We start from the raw sequence: 14,661 nt of genomic DNA on the forward strand, positions 1-14,661 counted from the left end.
AAGCAACCCCGTCGCACAGACTCCTACTTCCAGTAATTCCCACCCCCTCACGGCTCATTTTTTTGCAATCGAATCGCTGGAGCCGGCGTCGATCAGGATAGTTCTGTCGAATATGTTCACCAATTCCGCGGAATACGACTCCAGGTCGACTTTACCGTAAAGATTCGCATTCGCCCAATACTCCCCGATCGCCCCCGTGATCGCACTTGTCATCACGCGAACGTTGAACTCGCGGAACTTTCCCTATCGCCCCCTCAGTTCAATAAAAAACGCTCCTTGTTAATGCTTGACTTGGAGTATACTCCAAGTTTTATCATGATTTTCAGCAAGTAAATTCTACCTCCAGGAGGCGTAATCATGAGCACTTCAAAAACAGTTTTGATCACTGGCGGAAACAAAGGTATTGGTCTTGAGACTGCCAGGCAATTGGGCAAGCTGGGATTCACAATTTTAATCGGTTCAAGAGATCAATCTAAAGGGGATGAAGCTGCAGCTTTGCTGAAGAATGAGAACATAGATGCTGAGGCAATTACGCTTGACGTTACAGACATGGATACCATTCAATCTGCCGCGAAACGAATTGATGATCAATATGGGGCGCTTGATATTCTGATTAATAACGCTGGCGTGAGCTTGGATGGAGGTCTTCCTCCGAGTCAACTGGAATTGACCGTTCTAAGGAATACTTATGAAACGAATGTATTCGGCATGTTTTCTGTCACTAAGGCAATGCTCCCTTTGATTAAAAATTCGCCTGCTGGCAGAATTGTAAACCTCTCAAGTGGCCTGGCTTCCTTGACCTTGAATAATGACCCGGAATCCGATGCCGAAAAATACGGAGTCAATGTGCTCGCCTACATGAGTTCGAAAACGGCTGTCAATGCACTGACTGTCTTGTTTGCCAGAGAATTAAAAGGTACGCCGATCAAGATAAATTCAGCTGATCCGGGGTACACAGCTACGGATTTGAATGGGCATACGGGTTATCGTACCGTTGAACAGGGCGCGTCTATTGTCGTGAAACTCGCAACCCTTCCCAACGAGGGTCCGACCGGCGGTTTCTTTGATGAAAACGGAGTGATACCGTGGTAATACAGCAGGAGGAGGTGGCAAAAGTGAGCGACGTTCCGGAAGCCTTCAGTTCAATTAAACAGGCGGCAAAATTCACTGGGCTATCGGAAGATACGATCCGCTATTATGAGAAAATTGGATTACTGCCGTATGCGGATCGTGAAGCAAACGGGCGCAGGACTTACAATAAACATCAGCTGGAGTTTATGGTTTTTTTGACGAGAATGAAGGCAACAGGAATGACGTTGGAAGAAATCAAGCGATACCGTCAACTCTCCTCGCAAGGATCTTCCTCAATCCATCAAAAAATCTCGTTTCTAATCGAGCACAAGACAAGAGTCCAAGACGAAATTTCTCGATTGCAGGAGACCGAAAAAATTATTGATTATAAAATTGATTATTATAATAGGGTTCTAATGAACCCCGATTTAAAAGATTCCAACTGCGATCCCATAGAAGAGTAATTAAACGATGAGCTGCCATATCGCCAGTCTGCATTTTATTTTCTTCGAACACAAGGAATGTGTCGTCGAGGGAAAGAACTGAGCGTGACAAAATGCACGCTGCCTGCAGCCTGCAGCCGGCGGTTTTAACGCCTGTTCAAAATGTTGACCGCGGCAGATAGCGTGCCGCCAAACCGATCGGGCCAACGCGCCAGCAGGTCGTTCCGGCCAGTCGCGTGAAAGTCGCCCGCGAGCGGCTCCATGCTTGCGCCCGCGGCCCACGGCCCGAAAGGGGAAGCCGGCGGTAAGAAGGCGCTTCCTGTACTGAGGGCGGCTGTCCAAAGTCCCTGCTCCCGATCCACAAGCAGGAGATCGCTGCGGCCGTCGCCGTTCAAATCAGCGAGAAGCGCGTCATAGCGCTCGCCGGATATGGGCGCGGTCAACCAGGCGCCAGCGGCATGTAAACGCAGTCCGTCGCTTAGCCAGACGTCCCATTGACCTGCCGCGCGGTCCCAGAGCACAAGATCGGCCAGCCCGTCGCCGTTGACGTCCGCGATATAAGGGGAGCGGGCTTTGGCGAAGCCGGGGACTTGCAGCCGGAGCTGCGGGGCGTAAAACCCTCGTCCGTGGCTGAGAGCCACAGCCAGACGGCCGGAATCCGGGTCCCACAGCACCAAATCCGTCAGCCCGTCGCCGTTCAAATCCCCCGCAAGAGCTTGCCATCCCCTGAACGCGTCTCCCGCGGCAAGCCATCTCCCGTCAGGCTGCAGCCCGGTACCTGTATGTAGCGCCACCTCGCAAACGCAAAGCCCGGGATGCCATACCGCAGCGTCAGTTCGGCCGTCGCCGTTGAAATCGCCGGCCAGCTCCGTCCCGCCGCCCGATACGGGCCAGCCCGACAAAACCGGACGAACCGTGCGAATCCCGTTCCCGATTTTAAACCTGCTGTCCAAACTCACCTCAGCAAAATACCAATTGCCGCTTGAGCGCTGACGGATCATGAGCCTGTCTTTACCGCCTTTTTCGGTTTTTGCAGTCAGAACCCGGTAATCGGGTCCTTCCCAAAGATCGGTTTGCCGGAAATCCGGTACAAACGAAAGCAAACCCAAAATGGAGACGAACCGTCGGCCGTCCGCTTGAAAGGAGCGGATTAGCGTTTTGAGCGGCGTTTTGTCCTCATAGATTGGCGGGGCGCCGGGCTGAAGCCGGATATATGGGAATTCAAGAAACGGATGATAGAAAAAAGAAGCCAAATCATCGGCTCCATACTTGCGCATCTCGCTGACGATTCGTTTCGTGTCTTCCTTGGCAGCTTCGCCGCTTACGTAGAAGAGGGGTGTCGGAACGTACAGAGCTCCACTGGAGACAGGCGAGTCCGAGCCGTGAAACGTGACCTTCCGGCTATCGGGGAAAGCGGGATTATTTTCATAAACGAGGCCGCTGCAAGCTTCAAGAATACCCCTTTGAACCGGGGAGGCTGCATAGTGCGGCGTTTCGAACCAATCCGCCCGCAACCCGGCGGCGTGAAACAGCTCAAGCGCCTTGGCGAACCGACCGTATGCGTACGAATGCCGCAGCTGGGCAGGCTGACTCAATGCCTTCGGCGAATCGTCCGGCGGGCAGTTCGCGCGGCAGTCTGCGTAATGAAATTCGTAGCCTTCGCCGCTTACCGTTTTGCCGTATTGATGCGTGTATCCGTGAATGCCGAGGGATGCGCCTTTATCGGACAACGTGTGCAGCGTTTGGACAAAACGAACCGATACCGGATCGCTCCGGTCCGCAATGGAGCGGTCGATCCGGCGGATCGGGTCGACAAACCGGGGAATGACGGCGACATGAAACGGAACGCCAGACGCACGCAAAAAATCGGCGACAGCAATAAGCTTCGCCTGATTTTCCGCAGATTCGTAATAGTCTCCGGGGCCGATATCTTCAAGCCGAATCAATGCTTTTTTCATCCGAATTCCCCCTCGCCTGCACGAAACCTTTCGTTGGTGATATGTATGATGGGATCAGCTTTTTTCATAACCGGCTTTTGCAGGGGGAGAGGATGGGAGGGGGCTAGTCTTCCGGCGTGCGATCAAGGTACAGGCGGGTAACCTCCGTATATTCGCCTTGCTCGATCTCTTTTCCGTCAGCCTTTTCTTCAAGCGGATCATGGGTGTTCATTCCGGGTGCGATCGTCGGCTCGGTTTCTTTTTCATGTTTTGGCACTATTTTCACGCTCCTTAACAAGTAATATAGCCATTCGTTAGGAAGGATATCCGCTTTTCAGGCATGAAGAGGGGGCAAAAGGGCAGTTAAAAGGCCAACCTGTAAAAGGTCGGCCTCAAAGCTTTATTTTTTACAGCAAAATTCCGGTGAAAGTGATCGCTCCGATTGCAGTCGCCGTACCGCTCAGCGTTAACGCCTGTAACGTATACGTTACATCGCCGGTTCCAGGCGTTGAATCAACATGGTCGACGCTCGTTGCGAAAAATGAGGATGTCGAGGTCGCTTCATCATTGATGCTAAAGATGACGGTTGCTCCATTAAGAATTTGCAATTGAAGCACAGTATTAGCCGCATCTGCTTGCCATCCAACAATTCCGGTTAACCAAACGCGGCTTCCGGCCGGAACCCCCGTTATTGTAATCGTCCCGAGAGGAGTCGCGACAGCACTTATCGCTATTGCTGAACTCCCCGTCGTATTTGGCGAATTCTCGGAAACCTGAAACTGTTGGAACGCCCCTGTGGCCCCGGTAGCGCCCGTGGCCCCGGTAGCACCCGTAGCACCAGTGTCGCCCGTGGCTCCGGTAGCACCCGTAGCACCAGTGTCGCCCGTGGCTCCGGTAGCGCCAGTGTCGCCAGTAGCCCCAATGGCACCTGTGTCGCCCGTGGCACCTGTAGCGCCAGTGGCTCCAGTGGCACCTGTGTCGCCCGTGGCCCCAGTGTCGCCGGTGGCTCCGGTAGCGCCAGTAGCACCTGTGTCACCAGTAGCCCCAGTAGCGCCAGTTGCGCCAGCCCCGGTAGCACCAGTGGCTCCCGTAGCACCTGTGTCACCAGTAGCCCCAGTAGCCCCAGTAGCCCCAGTAGCTCCCGTGTCACCCGTGGCTCCGGTAGCGCCCGTGGCACCTGTGGCACCAGTAGCGCCCGTGTCACCAGTGGCACCTGTGTCGCCAGTAGCCCCCGTGGCCCCCGTGGCCCCTGTGGCACCAGTAGCGCCCGTGGCTCCGGTAGCGCCCGTGTCACCAGTGGCACCTGTGGCACCAGTAGCGCCCGTGTCACCAGTGGCACCTGTGGCGCCAGTAGCCCCCGTGGCGCCCGTGGCTCCGGTGTCGCCCGTAGCCCCAGTGGCCCCAGTGGCACCAGTGTCGCCCGTGGCACCAGTAGCGCCCGTAGCCCCTGTAGCGCCAGTGGCACCTGTGTCGCCAGTAGCCCCCGTGTCACCCGTGGCTCCGGTAGCGCCCGTGGCACCTGTGGCACCAGTAGCGCCCGTGGCTCCCGTGGCCCCTGTGGCACCAGTAGCGCCCGTAGCCCCAGTAGCGCCAGTGGCACCAGTGTCGCCAGTAGCCCCCGTGTCACCCGTGGCACCTGTGTCACCCGTGTCACCCGTGGCCCCTGTGGCACCAGTAGCACCAGTAGCGCCCGTGTCACCCGTGTCACCCGTGGCTCCGGTAGCACCCGTAGCCCCAGTGTCGCCAGTGGCTCCAGTGGCTCCAGTGGCACCGGTAGCGCCAGTGGCTCCAGTGGCACCGGTAGCGCCAGTAGCTCCTGTGACTCCAGTGTCGCCCGTGGCACCAGTAGCGCCCGTAGCCCCAGTGGCCCCAGTGTCGCCCGTGGCACCAGTAGCGCCAGTAGCCCCTGTAGCGCCAGTGGCCCCAGTGTCGCCCGTGGCTCCGGTGTCACCCATCGCACCCGTGGCACCGGTAGCCCCCGTAGCCCCCGTGTCGCCCGTAGCCCCAGTTGCACCAGTGGCACCGGTAGCGCCAGTAGCGCCCGTGGCCCCCGTGTCGCCGGTAGCCCCCGTAGCCCCAGTGTCGCCCGTAGCACCCGTCGCGCCCGTAGCACCAGTGTCGCCAGTGGCTCCAGTGGCACCGGTAGCGCCAGTAGCTCCTGTGGCTCCAGTGTCGCCCGTAGCCCCAGTTGCACCAGTGGCACCGGTAGCGCCAGTAGCGCCCGTGGCCCCAGTGGCCCCCGTCGCGCCCGTAGCCCCCGTGTCGCCAGTGGCTCCAGTGGCTCCAGTGTCGCCCGTGGCACCAGTGTCGCCCGTGGCTCCGGTGTCGCCAGTAGCCCCAGTGGCCCCAGTGGCCCCAGTGGCCCCAGTGTCGCCCGTAGCGCCCGTGGCCCCTGTGGCCCCAGTAGCGCCCGTGGCCCCAGTGTCGCCGGTGGCCCCAGTAGCGCCCGTGGCCCCAGTAGCGCCAGTAGCCCCAGTGTCGCCGGTAGCTCCGGTAGCGCCAGTGTCGCCCGTGGCACCGGTAGCACCTGTGTCACCAGTAGCGCCCGTAGCCCCAGTGTCGCCCGTGTCACCAGTGGCACCCGTCGCGCCCGTAGCCCCGGTGTCACCAGTAGCGCCCGTAGCCCCAGTGTCGCCGGTAGCTCCGGTAGCGCCAGTGTCGCCCGTGGCACCGGTAGCACCTGTGTCACCAGTAGCGCCCGTAGCCCCAGTGTCGCCCGTGTCACCAGTGGCACCCGTCGCGCCCGTAGCACCAGTGGCACCAGTGGCACCAGTAGCGCCCGTGGCACCCGTCGCGCCCGTAGCACCAGTGTCACCAGTAGCGCCCGTGGCACCCGTGGCTCCGGTAGCCCCAGTAGCGCCCGTGTCGCCCGTGGCTCCGGTAGCGCCAGTAGCACCTGTGGCTCCCGTGGCTCCAGCAGCACCCGTGGCACCGGTAGCGCCCGTGGCTCCAGTGGCCCCGGTAGCACCTGTAGCCCCAGTCACACCTGTCGCGCCAGTAGCTCCGCCTGATGGCCCTGTCGCGCCCGTCGCACCGGTGGCTCCTGCAACACCCGTCGCCCCAGTGGCTCCTGCAGCCCCCGTAGCACCAGTAGCACCTGTAGCTCCCGTAGCACCCGTCGGCCCGGTGGCTCCGCCTCCGGTTGCAGCCAGCAATGCCACGTCGTCTACTAAAATATCCGCTGTTCCAGCCAGCGGGATAGTGTTGATTAGTATGAACGCTTGAGTGGTGCCGGCGGGAGCAGGGCTCGTCGTTTGGTAGATTTCGAGCCAAGTATTGTTTGTAGCGTCAGGAATTCGATCTTGTAGAACGTCTATAAAAAGTCCGGTGCTGAGCAGATTAAAGAGGCTGTCAAAAAAAAGCACCTGGGCCGTAACGGAAGGTGCCGGCAGTCCCCCGACCTTGGCAAGCGAAACAAGGAATTCGTAAGATTCTCCTGAAGTTGCCGGTACGAATTGTGCTATAAAAGAGGTAACTGCACCGCCTTGCAAATCGGCAGCAAATATACCCGAATGCGAAAAAGTACTTGTAACCGAAGCATTGGCAGAGCTCCACGGGACAAGAGTTCCTGTTTCAAAACCGCCGTTAACGACTAAGTTTTGAATAGTCATTTTTAAAGCCCCTTTCCTCATAATTGCGTTTCCCTTAACCCGTTAGAGAAACGTAGAATAGTATACGGCAGCTTTTGTTTTCCAGTAACGTCCTTTGACGCTGGTCAGAATCACAATTTTTGAACGCGCGAAGAAGATGTGGGCAGTCATGAAGACCGTTACCGAGAGGGGAGGCTGTCTAAATCCAATTTTTTTATTTGCACAAAAAAGCATAAACATGAATGCTGCGGTCTAGCTTGGGAATAATCATTATGATATTCTTAAAATAATGAACGGCGGCTGTAATAATCCGAATGACTATATTATTTGAAACAGAACAGGTGAGACTTATATGCATACTAGCGCCAACAATGAACTATTAGATAACTGGCTGTCTTTTACCAATATACAAACGAGCATTAATAATAAATTGGAGAGTGCTCTACAAGAGAACTATAGTTTATCGTTAAAAGAATTCTATGTTCTTTATTTCCTGTCCCAAACAAGCGATAAACAATTAAGGTTACAGAAATTGGAGGAAATGGTCGGCTTAAGTCAAAGCGCCGTATCAAGACTGGTAGGCAGAATGGAAGCTAAAAGCTGCGGTGCTTTGCAGCGGCACGTTTGTGAAGACGATCGGAGAGGGATCTACACCCATTTGACGGAGCTCGGCGAAAATAAATTTAAAAGAGCCTTGGTAACTTTTAACGAAATTATTCAGTCTGCCTTTTTAGAGGACGGCCTCCAGAATGAGCTGCAGTCTTTAATCCAAAAATGCAAAACGGCGGATAAATAAATCTGCTGCAGAGTAACTTTTACCCGAAGATGTTTGTTCGGGCTTTTTTGCATTTGAAGATGCAGAGCCTCGCCTATAACTCCGTAATGATTTTACCCTCCCAACTTTCGCACGTATGTATCCGAACTGAAAAGTATAAACTAAATTAAATTGTCTATTTACAAAACTATACGTTCAGTATATTATTTAATCATTAATTAGTGAACATTAAGTGCAGTATTTAATTGCGTTATCGGTAAAGAAGGGGGGATCATCGCAGCGCTTGAATAAAATCCATATGTCAATATGATTTCCAAATAAGGAGTTGTAACTATGACTTTTTCAAAAAAACAAGCCATCGAAAAGGATCTCCCGGCATGGTTAGCCATACTTCTGGCGGCCGCATGCGGTATCATTGTAGCTAATCTTTACTACGCACAGCCCTTGGTAGGTTTAATCAGCTCTTCAATTGGGATGTCTGCCGGAAGTGCCGGCTTGATCGTAACGTTAACCCAGATTGGGTATGTTGTCGGCTTGCTGTTTGTCGTACCTTTGGGGGATATTATTGAAAATCGAAGGCTGGTAGTCGTCACTTTACTGCTCAGCGCAGTCGCCCTGATTGCCGCTGCAGTCGTGAAACACGCTATGCTTTTCTTAGCGGCTTCACTTTTCATCGGGTTGGGGTCGGTAGCTGCACAAGTACTCGTGCCTTTTGCATCATACCTTGCAACGGAAGCAACACGCGGCCGTGTTGTAGGCAATGTCATGAGTGGTCTGTTACTTGGTATCATGCTCTCACGTCCGTTATCGAGCCTGGTGGCTGACTTCTTAGGCTGGCATGCGATATTCGCCCTGTCAGCCGCAGTTATTGTTCTCCTGGCGATCGTGCTGGCTAAGGTCCTTCCTGCAAGGAAGCCCACGGCAAACACGCACTATGTAGTCCTCCTTGGTTCAATGTGGCATCTGCTTCGGACTACCCCGATCTTACGCCGTCGAGCCGTTTATCATGCGTGTTTGTTTGGGACTTTCAGCTTGTTCTGGACAACAGTTCCGTTATTGTTGACCAGTCCTGCTTTTCATTTTTCTCAAAAAGCCATTGCGTTGTTCGCCCTTGTCGGAGTCGCGGGTTCTATAGCGGCACCTATAGCCGGCCGACTGGCTGATCGCGGCTTGACCAGATCGTCTACAGGGATAGCTCTCACGATTGTCGTCGTTTCTGTTTTACTGCCACTCATCATCCAGACAAGTTCGCCTGTCGGAATAGCTGTTTTAGTCGTATCAGCCATTCTATTGGACGCTGGAGTATCCGCAAATCTTGTGCTTGGACAACGGTCAATCTTCTCGTTAGGGCCAGAAATCCGCAGCCGATTAAACGGGCTATTCATGGCTATTTTCTTTTTGGGCGGTGCCGTTGGATCCGCTATCGGCGGATGGGTATACGCATTAGGAGGATGGAGTGCAGCATTATGGGTAGGAATAATCTTTCCGGTCATTGCTCTGCTTTATTTCGCCACAGAGAAGAAGTAAATCTTTGAGGTGTGCATTTTATATAGAAGCGAGGCGCAGCAAAAAAACCTCCGAAACCACGGCAATCAAGTGGAGTCGGAGGTTTCATTGTTGATTTTTACTTTCCTTGCACGATTTCGGCAAGTATTTCGTAGGAGCGCAGACGGGCGCTGTGATCAAAAATTTGCCCGGCCACAATGATTTCGTCGGCTTCCGTTTTATTCAAGATCTGCTGCAGCCGCTCACGTACCGTTTCTTTGCTTCCGGCAACCGTGAAGCTCAATTGCTTCAGGACGTGGGCTTTTTCCTGCGGCAGCCAGAGCGGCTCCATGCTGTCCACAGGCGGCTTCAACAAGCCGGGCCGGCCGCGGATCAGATTGAGAAACAGCTGCTGCTGCGACGTGGATAATTTTTGCGCTTCTTCGTCGGTATCGGCGGCAACGACGCTGATGCCTACCATGGCATGAGGTTTGTCCAGCACTTTCGACGGACGGAAGCTGCTGCGGTACAGTTCCAGGGCCGGCATCAAATAGTCCGGGGCAAAATGGCTGGCAAAAGCGAACGGCAAGCCCAATTGGCCTGCGAGCTGGGCGCTAAATCCGCTTGAGCCGAGCAGCCAGATCGGGATGTTCAGCCCTTCGCCGGGAACGGCCCGCACGCCGGGCATGCTGGTTCCCAAGGACGGGTCCAGGTAACCGCGCAGCTCGCTGAGCAGTTCGGGGAAATCATGCCCGTCGCTGCCCAGACCGCGGCGCAGAGCGCGGGAAGCAAGCTGGTCCGATCCGGGGGCTCTTCCCAGCCCCAGATCGATGCGCCCCGGATACAACGATTCCAGCGTGCCGAATTGCTCGGCAATGACCAGAGGGGCGTGGTTGGGCAGCATGATGCCGCCTGAGCCTACGCGGATTCTCGAAGTGCCTGCCGCGACATGGCTGATAATAAGCGAAGTGGCCGAACTGGCAACGCCGGCCATGTTATGGTGCTCAGCCAGCCAATACCGGTGATAGCCCCACTTTTCGGCATGCTGCGCAAGATCAAGCGTCCGGCGAAAAGATTCGGCCGGGTTGCTGCCTTCAACGACAGGGGCCAGGTCCAGAACGGAAACAGGCACCTCATCAAATCGCTTGTTTTGTTTGGTAGTACTACTATCTTCGAACATAAAGTCGTCAACCTCCTCGATAAGTAAAATCCAACGATAATAACCATGCTCTCATTATTAGATATTATGCAAATTAAAGCAAGTACCAACTTATTTGTAGTATAGTATCTTTTTTATACCATCTAGGGATACTTTTTTAAATTTCCTTATAAAAGCCTCTGTTGCAGCGGTTTGCCGCTGTGGGAGAGGTTTTTTGCCGCCCGCAAATTCAGCGTATTTTCAGATAGTTTTTATGTTCTTATCAGCATAGCTTCAGGAGCGTTTCAGGTTAGGCATCTATACTCAAAACATAAAGTTAATCCAACACAGTTAGGTGGAATGAACATGAGCGCTAAACCAAGCCATAGTTCGGCCGAAGCTATCGTATACAACAAAATTTACGCCGCAGCTTCAGACAATGCCGTTTCCCGGTCTGTCGGCCAGATCAAGCTGGATGAACGCATTCGGAAAATCGTATCCGCGCTCTCCAATTGGTCCGTTATAGCTTAAACATTTTATAGATTGCAAATAAAAGAAAGGTGGTATATCCAATGAACGAATTAATTCCAACCAATCATACACCTGAGGAACGTCGCAAAACTTCCATGAAAAGCGTCTTCGCGGCTTTTATGGCCGGAGCGGTCGTAGTCGGCAGTCTTATGTTCGCTTCCGATAAGCTGAATTTGTTTACCGGCGGTGTTCAGCCGCTTGCAAGCGGAACGGTCGCCGCGGCAGCGGGAACTACGACCGGCCGCGGCGTACAGACCGCATCGCTGGGCGCTTCCACCGGAACGAACAGCATAGCCGCTATTGCCAAACAAGCCAGTCCTGCCGTAGTCAAAATCGAGACGAAAACGAAAGCGACCAAGACGAAAAGCAGCAACCCGCTATACGACAGCCCGTTCTTCCGGCAATTTCTTGGTGACGGCAGTGGCAACGGCAGCGGTGGCGGCAGCCAGTCCCAGGGCGACAACAGCGGCAGCTTGCAGGAAAGCGGGCTCGGCTCCGGATTTATTTTCGAGTCCTCCGGTTATATTTTAACCAATGAGCACGTAATTGACGGCGCCGATGAGATCGACGTGTACGTACAAGGCTACGATACGCCGTTCAAAGCGACTTTGCTGGGCAACAGCTACGATCTGGATCTGGCCGTGCTCAAAATTTCCGGAAACAAAGAGTTCGCCTCCTTGCCGATCGGCAATTCGGATAATGCTCAACCGGGAGACGGGGTTGTCGCCATCGGCAATCCGTACGACTTCGACTACACGGTTACGTCCGGCGTACTCAGCGCCAAAGAACGTTCGATCAGCATCGACGACCAGCAGGGCACAAGAAACTACAAGCATCTGATTCAGACGGATGCGGCGATTAATCCCGGCAACTCCGGCGGTCCGCTGCTCAATATGAACGGCGAAGTGATCGGCATCAATACGGCTGTCAGCTCGGAAGCTCAAGGCATCGGCTTTGCCATTCCGACAAGCACAATCAATTCCGTTCTGGATAAATTGAAAAACAACGAAGCGATTCCGAAAGAAGCTTCTCCTTACATGGGCGTCAGCGTTCAGGATGTTACGCAAGATATGCTGTCCGATTTTAAATTGAAAAATACCGATGGCGCCTTTGTGGCTGCCGTACAGCAAAAATCGCCCGCCTTCGAAGCCGGTATCCGCCAGTATGATGTCATTACGGCCATCAACGGAACGAGTATTTCGAGCGCAGAGCAGCTGACCAAACAGGTTCAGGCGGCCAAAGTCGGGGATAAGCTGAAAGTGACGATTTCCCGCAATGGCCAATCTCAAGATCTGACGGTTACCGTCGGGGATAAAAATAACGCAGGCACTGCTTCCACCCGGAAATAAGCCGGATTGCCGGATTGTGCAGGAAACCAGGACAAATGCAAACCCGTTGACTTATGCGTCAATGGGTTTTTGTCTTCCTGAGCCCGGGATTTCTATTCAGTAAATGTTCAGCAGGCTATCAAGAAATGCTCAGGCCGCCCTCAGGGCCGATTCAGTTTCGTTCGTTACAGTATACATAACGAAAGAGACAACGATTTGGCACAAAGGGGTGGGCAATATGTACGCAAAATCTTTGCGGAAATTGGACTATTTTTTGGCTGCAGCGGTTTTGTTATCGGCTTTTTTTAACGTCTGGAATATTTGGAACCAGACCTATGTCAACGCTTATTACACGTCGGCGGTTACCAGCATGCTTCAAAGCTTTCATAATTTTTTCTACGCATCGTTTGACCCGGGAGGCTTCGTAACAGTCGATAAACCGCCTGTTACGTTTTGGCTGCAGACCGCCAGCGCCTACTTGTTCGGGCTTAGCGGCTGGAGCGTCATCCTTCCGCAGGCTTTGGCCGGTATCGGTTCCGTATTGCTGATCTATTTTACGGTGAAGCCGACTTACGGCAAGATTGCCGCCCGCATGGCCGCGTTCGTTTTTGCCTGTACGCCGATTGCGGTAGCGGTTGCCCGAACGAATAACGTGGACAGCTTGCTCGTATTCATTTTGCTGCTCGCCGTCTGGATGCTGCTGCGCGGCATCCGCAATCACAAGTGGGGATGGGTCGCAGCCGCCTTCGGCACGGTCGGCCTCGCTTTCAACATAAAAATGCTTCAAGCGTATATGGTTGTACCTGCTTTTTACTTGCTGTACTTGATCGCTTTTCGCGCCAACTGGAAAAAGAAACTGGCCGTACTTGCCGCCTCAACCGTCCTGCTCGTCGCGATATCCGTCTCGTGGGCGGTGACGGTAGACTCGATTGCCAAAGACAGCCGGCCCTATATCGGCAGCAGCCAGACCAACTCCGTCCTGGAGCTGGCCTTCGGGTATAACGGCGTATCCCGTTTAACGGGCTCCGGGATAGTCGGTGGCGGCGGCAGCGGGGGCACGCCGAAAGAAGCTCCGGCGGCGGACGGCACAGCCACCGAGCAGGGGCAAACCGGCAGCGACGGCACAGCCTCCGCTGCAAGCACCGGCGCTTCAGCCGACGGAAGCGCGGTCGGACCGCAGGCCGGCGATGCAGCCGGCAGCGGCAATATGCCGCCGGGCGGGTTCGGCGGCGGGCAAGGGCCCGGAGCCGGCGATGGTGGCGGCGGACCGATGGGCGGCGGCAGCGGTGGCGCATTCGGCACGGGGAGTGCCGGACCGCTGCGGCTGTTCCAATCCGGCCTGTCCGGGCAGATCAGTTGGCTGATCCCTTTTGCGGCCATTGGCTCCGCCGGGCTGCTCGCAGGCATCCGCCGCAGAAAGCCGCTGACGGACAAACAGAAAGAAACGCTGTTCTGGCTCGCATGGCTGCTTCCCGCCATGGCATTCTTCAGCGTCGCAGGCTTTTTCCATCAATACTACCTGATCATGCTCGCTCCTTCGATCGCAGCGCTTGTCGGAGCAGGATGGGGCGAAATGTGGAGGCTTTACCGCGATAAGGCCGGCTGGCGGATGTGGCTGCTGCCGTCGGGCGTTCTCGCTACGACAGCGCTTCAGCTATACATCATGTCCGATTATACGAGTCAAATCGGTATCGGCTGGTCCATAGGGATCGGCGCAGCGGGCGTCCTGGTATCCGCATATCTCGGTCTGCGCACGCAAAAAGCGAAATGGAACCGGATCGCCGCCGCTGCCGGGCTGCTCGTCCTGCTGGTCGTTCCGCTGTATTGGTCCGCTACGCCTCTTATGTACGGCGGCAACAGCATGCTGCCTGAAGCGGGGCCTCAGTTGAAATCCTCGTCACAGGGCGCAGGCATGGGGCAAGAAGAAGTGAACGCCAAGCTGCTGCAATATTTGACCGAGCACAACACCGGCGAAAAATATTTATTCGCCACAATGCGCGCCACGTCGGCTGCGCCTTATATTATCGAATCCGGCAAGCCGGTTATGGCGATGGGCGGCTTTTCGGGGTCCGACCCGATTTTGACGCTGGATCAACTTAAAACTTTAGTGAAAAACAAAGAAGTCAAATACTTCCTGCTCGAGGGATCGGGTTCCCCGGGCGGCGACAGCTCCGAGCTGACGAACTGGATTCAAGAAAACGGCACCGTGGTTTCGACCGATGAGTGGCAGACCTCGGCTGCGGCAGCTTCGAACTCAACTTCGAGCACAACTCAAGACACGACGCAGGGCCAGGGTGCGCCAATGCGCATGGGCAGTTCGATGACGTTATACGAAATTCAATCCTAATCCGAGACAAGGAGTG

12 protein-coding genes are annotated in these 14,661 nt (G+C 54.9%); 7 read left to right on the forward strand and 5 right to left on the reverse strand.

The genetic code is table 11. The annotated features are described in order from the left end of the window. Positions 1-54 precede the first annotated feature (54 nt). Complete coding sequence (locus AC0LWT_RS25985; RefSeq protein ID WP_474684187.1) at positions 55-216, reverse strand: hypothetical protein; 162 nt, start codon at positions 214-216, stop codon at positions 55-57. 141 nt (positions 217-357) lie between these two features. Between AC0LWT_RS25985 and AC0LWT_RS25990 the strand changes: the two genes are divergently transcribed. Continuing rightward, complete coding sequence (locus AC0LWT_RS25990) at positions 358-1,092, forward strand: SDR family oxidoreductase (RefSeq protein WP_474684188.1); 735 nt, start codon at positions 358-360, stop codon at positions 1,090-1,092. Positions 1,093-1,115: 23 nt separating this feature from the next. After that, entirely contained in the window at positions 1,116-1,535 is a 420-nt protein-coding gene (locus AC0LWT_RS25995; RefSeq protein ID WP_474684189.1) for a MerR family transcriptional regulator, read from the forward strand. Positions 1,536-1,660: 125 nt separating this feature from the next. Here the strand turns inward: AC0LWT_RS25995 and AC0LWT_RS26000 are convergent, their stop codons facing one another. The 3 genes from AC0LWT_RS26000 to AC0LWT_RS26010 all read right to left on the reverse strand — a co-directional run bounded on the left by AC0LWT_RS26000 (position 1,661) and on the right by AC0LWT_RS26010 (position 7,062). Continuing rightward, the gene (locus tag AC0LWT_RS26000; RefSeq protein WP_474684190.1) at positions 1,661-3,472 is read right to left on the reverse strand and encodes a DUF2334 domain-containing protein; all 1,812 of its coding nucleotides are present in this window, start codon (positions 3,470-3,472) and stop codon (positions 1,661-1,663) included. A 103-nt stretch (positions 3,473-3,575) separates the two neighbouring features. Further along, positions 3,576-3,728 (reverse strand): hypothetical protein, encoded by a 153-nt coding sequence (locus tag AC0LWT_RS26005; RefSeq protein ID WP_474684191.1) that lies wholly within the window; start codon positions 3,726-3,728, stop codon positions 3,576-3,578. 130 nt (positions 3,729-3,858) lie between these two features. After that, positions 3,859-7,062, reverse strand: coding sequence for an NTTRR-F1 domain (locus tag AC0LWT_RS26010; protein ID WP_474684261.1), 3,204 nt, complete (start codon positions 7,060-7,062; stop codon positions 3,859-3,861). A gap of 331 nt (positions 7,063-7,393) precedes the next feature. On the opposite strand from AC0LWT_RS26010, the gene AC0LWT_RS26015 reads away from it, so the two are divergent. Together AC0LWT_RS26015 and AC0LWT_RS26020 are read left to right on the forward strand one after the other, a co-directional pair. Next, a complete protein-coding gene (locus AC0LWT_RS26015) occupies positions 7,394-7,837 on the forward strand; it encodes a MarR family winged helix-turn-helix transcriptional regulator (protein WP_474684192.1) in 444 nt (147 codons plus the stop codon). A gap of 312 nt (positions 7,838-8,149) precedes the next feature. After that, complete coding sequence (locus AC0LWT_RS26020; RefSeq protein ID WP_474684193.1) at positions 8,150-9,343, forward strand: MFS transporter; 1,194 nt, start codon at positions 8,150-8,152, stop codon at positions 9,341-9,343. 97 nt (positions 9,344-9,440) lie between these two features. Here AC0LWT_RS26020 and AC0LWT_RS26025 read toward each other — a convergent pair whose 3' ends face one another. Beyond that, a complete protein-coding gene (locus AC0LWT_RS26025; protein WP_474684194.1) occupies positions 9,441-10,481 on the reverse strand; it encodes an LLM class flavin-dependent oxidoreductase in 1,041 nt (346 codons plus the stop codon). A 324-nt stretch (positions 10,482-10,805) separates the two neighbouring features. On the opposite strand from AC0LWT_RS26025, the gene AC0LWT_RS26030 reads away from it, so the two are divergent. The 3 genes from AC0LWT_RS26030 (at position 10,806) to AC0LWT_RS26040 (ending at position 14,645) form a co-directional block, all read left to right on the forward strand. Next, positions 10,806-10,970: a hypothetical protein gene (locus AC0LWT_RS26030; RefSeq protein WP_474684195.1), complete on the forward strand. Its 165-nt coding sequence runs from the start codon at positions 10,806-10,808 to the stop codon at positions 10,968-10,970. A gap of 41 nt (positions 10,971-11,011) precedes the next feature. Next, complete coding sequence (locus tag AC0LWT_RS26035) at positions 11,012-12,319, forward strand: S1C family serine protease (protein WP_474684196.1); 1,308 nt, start codon at positions 11,012-11,014, stop codon at positions 12,317-12,319. A 217-nt stretch (positions 12,320-12,536) separates the two neighbouring features. Next, positions 12,537-14,645 carry an ArnT family glycosyltransferase gene (locus AC0LWT_RS26040; RefSeq protein WP_474684197.1) on the forward strand — a complete coding sequence of 703 codons (2,109 nt, stop codon included), beginning with the start codon at positions 12,537-12,539 and terminating at the stop codon, positions 14,643-14,645. Positions 14,646-14,661: the final 16 nt, after the last annotated feature.

The sequence above is a fragment of the Paenibacillus sp. sgz302164 genome, from assembly GCF_056120505.1.

What these genes read in the sequence shown, in the direction of transcription:
- AC0LWT_RS26010 (WP_474684261.1), bottom strand. Translation starts at nt 7,062, where the DNA reads ATGACTATTCAAAACTTAGTCGTTAACGGCGGTTTTGAAACAGGAACT.
- AC0LWT_RS26030 (WP_474684195.1), top strand. Translation starts at nt 10,806, where the DNA reads ATGAGCGCTAAACCAAGCCATAGTTCGGCCGAAGCTATCGTATACAAC.
- AC0LWT_RS26015 (WP_474684192.1), top strand. Translation starts at nt 7,394, where the DNA reads ATGCATACTAGCGCCAACAATGAACTATTAGATAACTGGCTGTCTTTT.
- AC0LWT_RS26020 (WP_474684193.1), top strand. Translation starts at nt 8,150, where the DNA reads ATGACTTTTTCAAAAAAACAAGCCATCGAAAAGGATCTCCCGGCATGG.
- AC0LWT_RS26025 (WP_474684194.1), bottom strand. Translation starts at nt 10,481, where the DNA reads ATGTTCGAAGATAGTAGTACTACCAAACAAAACAAGCGATTTGATGAG.
- AC0LWT_RS26040 (WP_474684197.1), top strand. Translation starts at nt 12,537, where the DNA reads ATGTACGCAAAATCTTTGCGGAAATTGGACTATTTTTTGGCTGCAGCG.
- AC0LWT_RS26035 (WP_474684196.1), top strand. Translation starts at nt 11,012, where the DNA reads ATGAACGAATTAATTCCAACCAATCATACACCTGAGGAACGTCGCAAA.
- AC0LWT_RS25990 (WP_474684188.1), top strand. Translation starts at nt 358, where the DNA reads ATGAGCACTTCAAAAACAGTTTTGATCACTGGCGGAAACAAAGGTATT.
- AC0LWT_RS26000 (WP_474684190.1), bottom strand. Translation starts at nt 3,472, where the DNA reads ATGAAAAAAGCATTGATTCGGCTTGAAGATATCGGCCCCGGAGACTAT.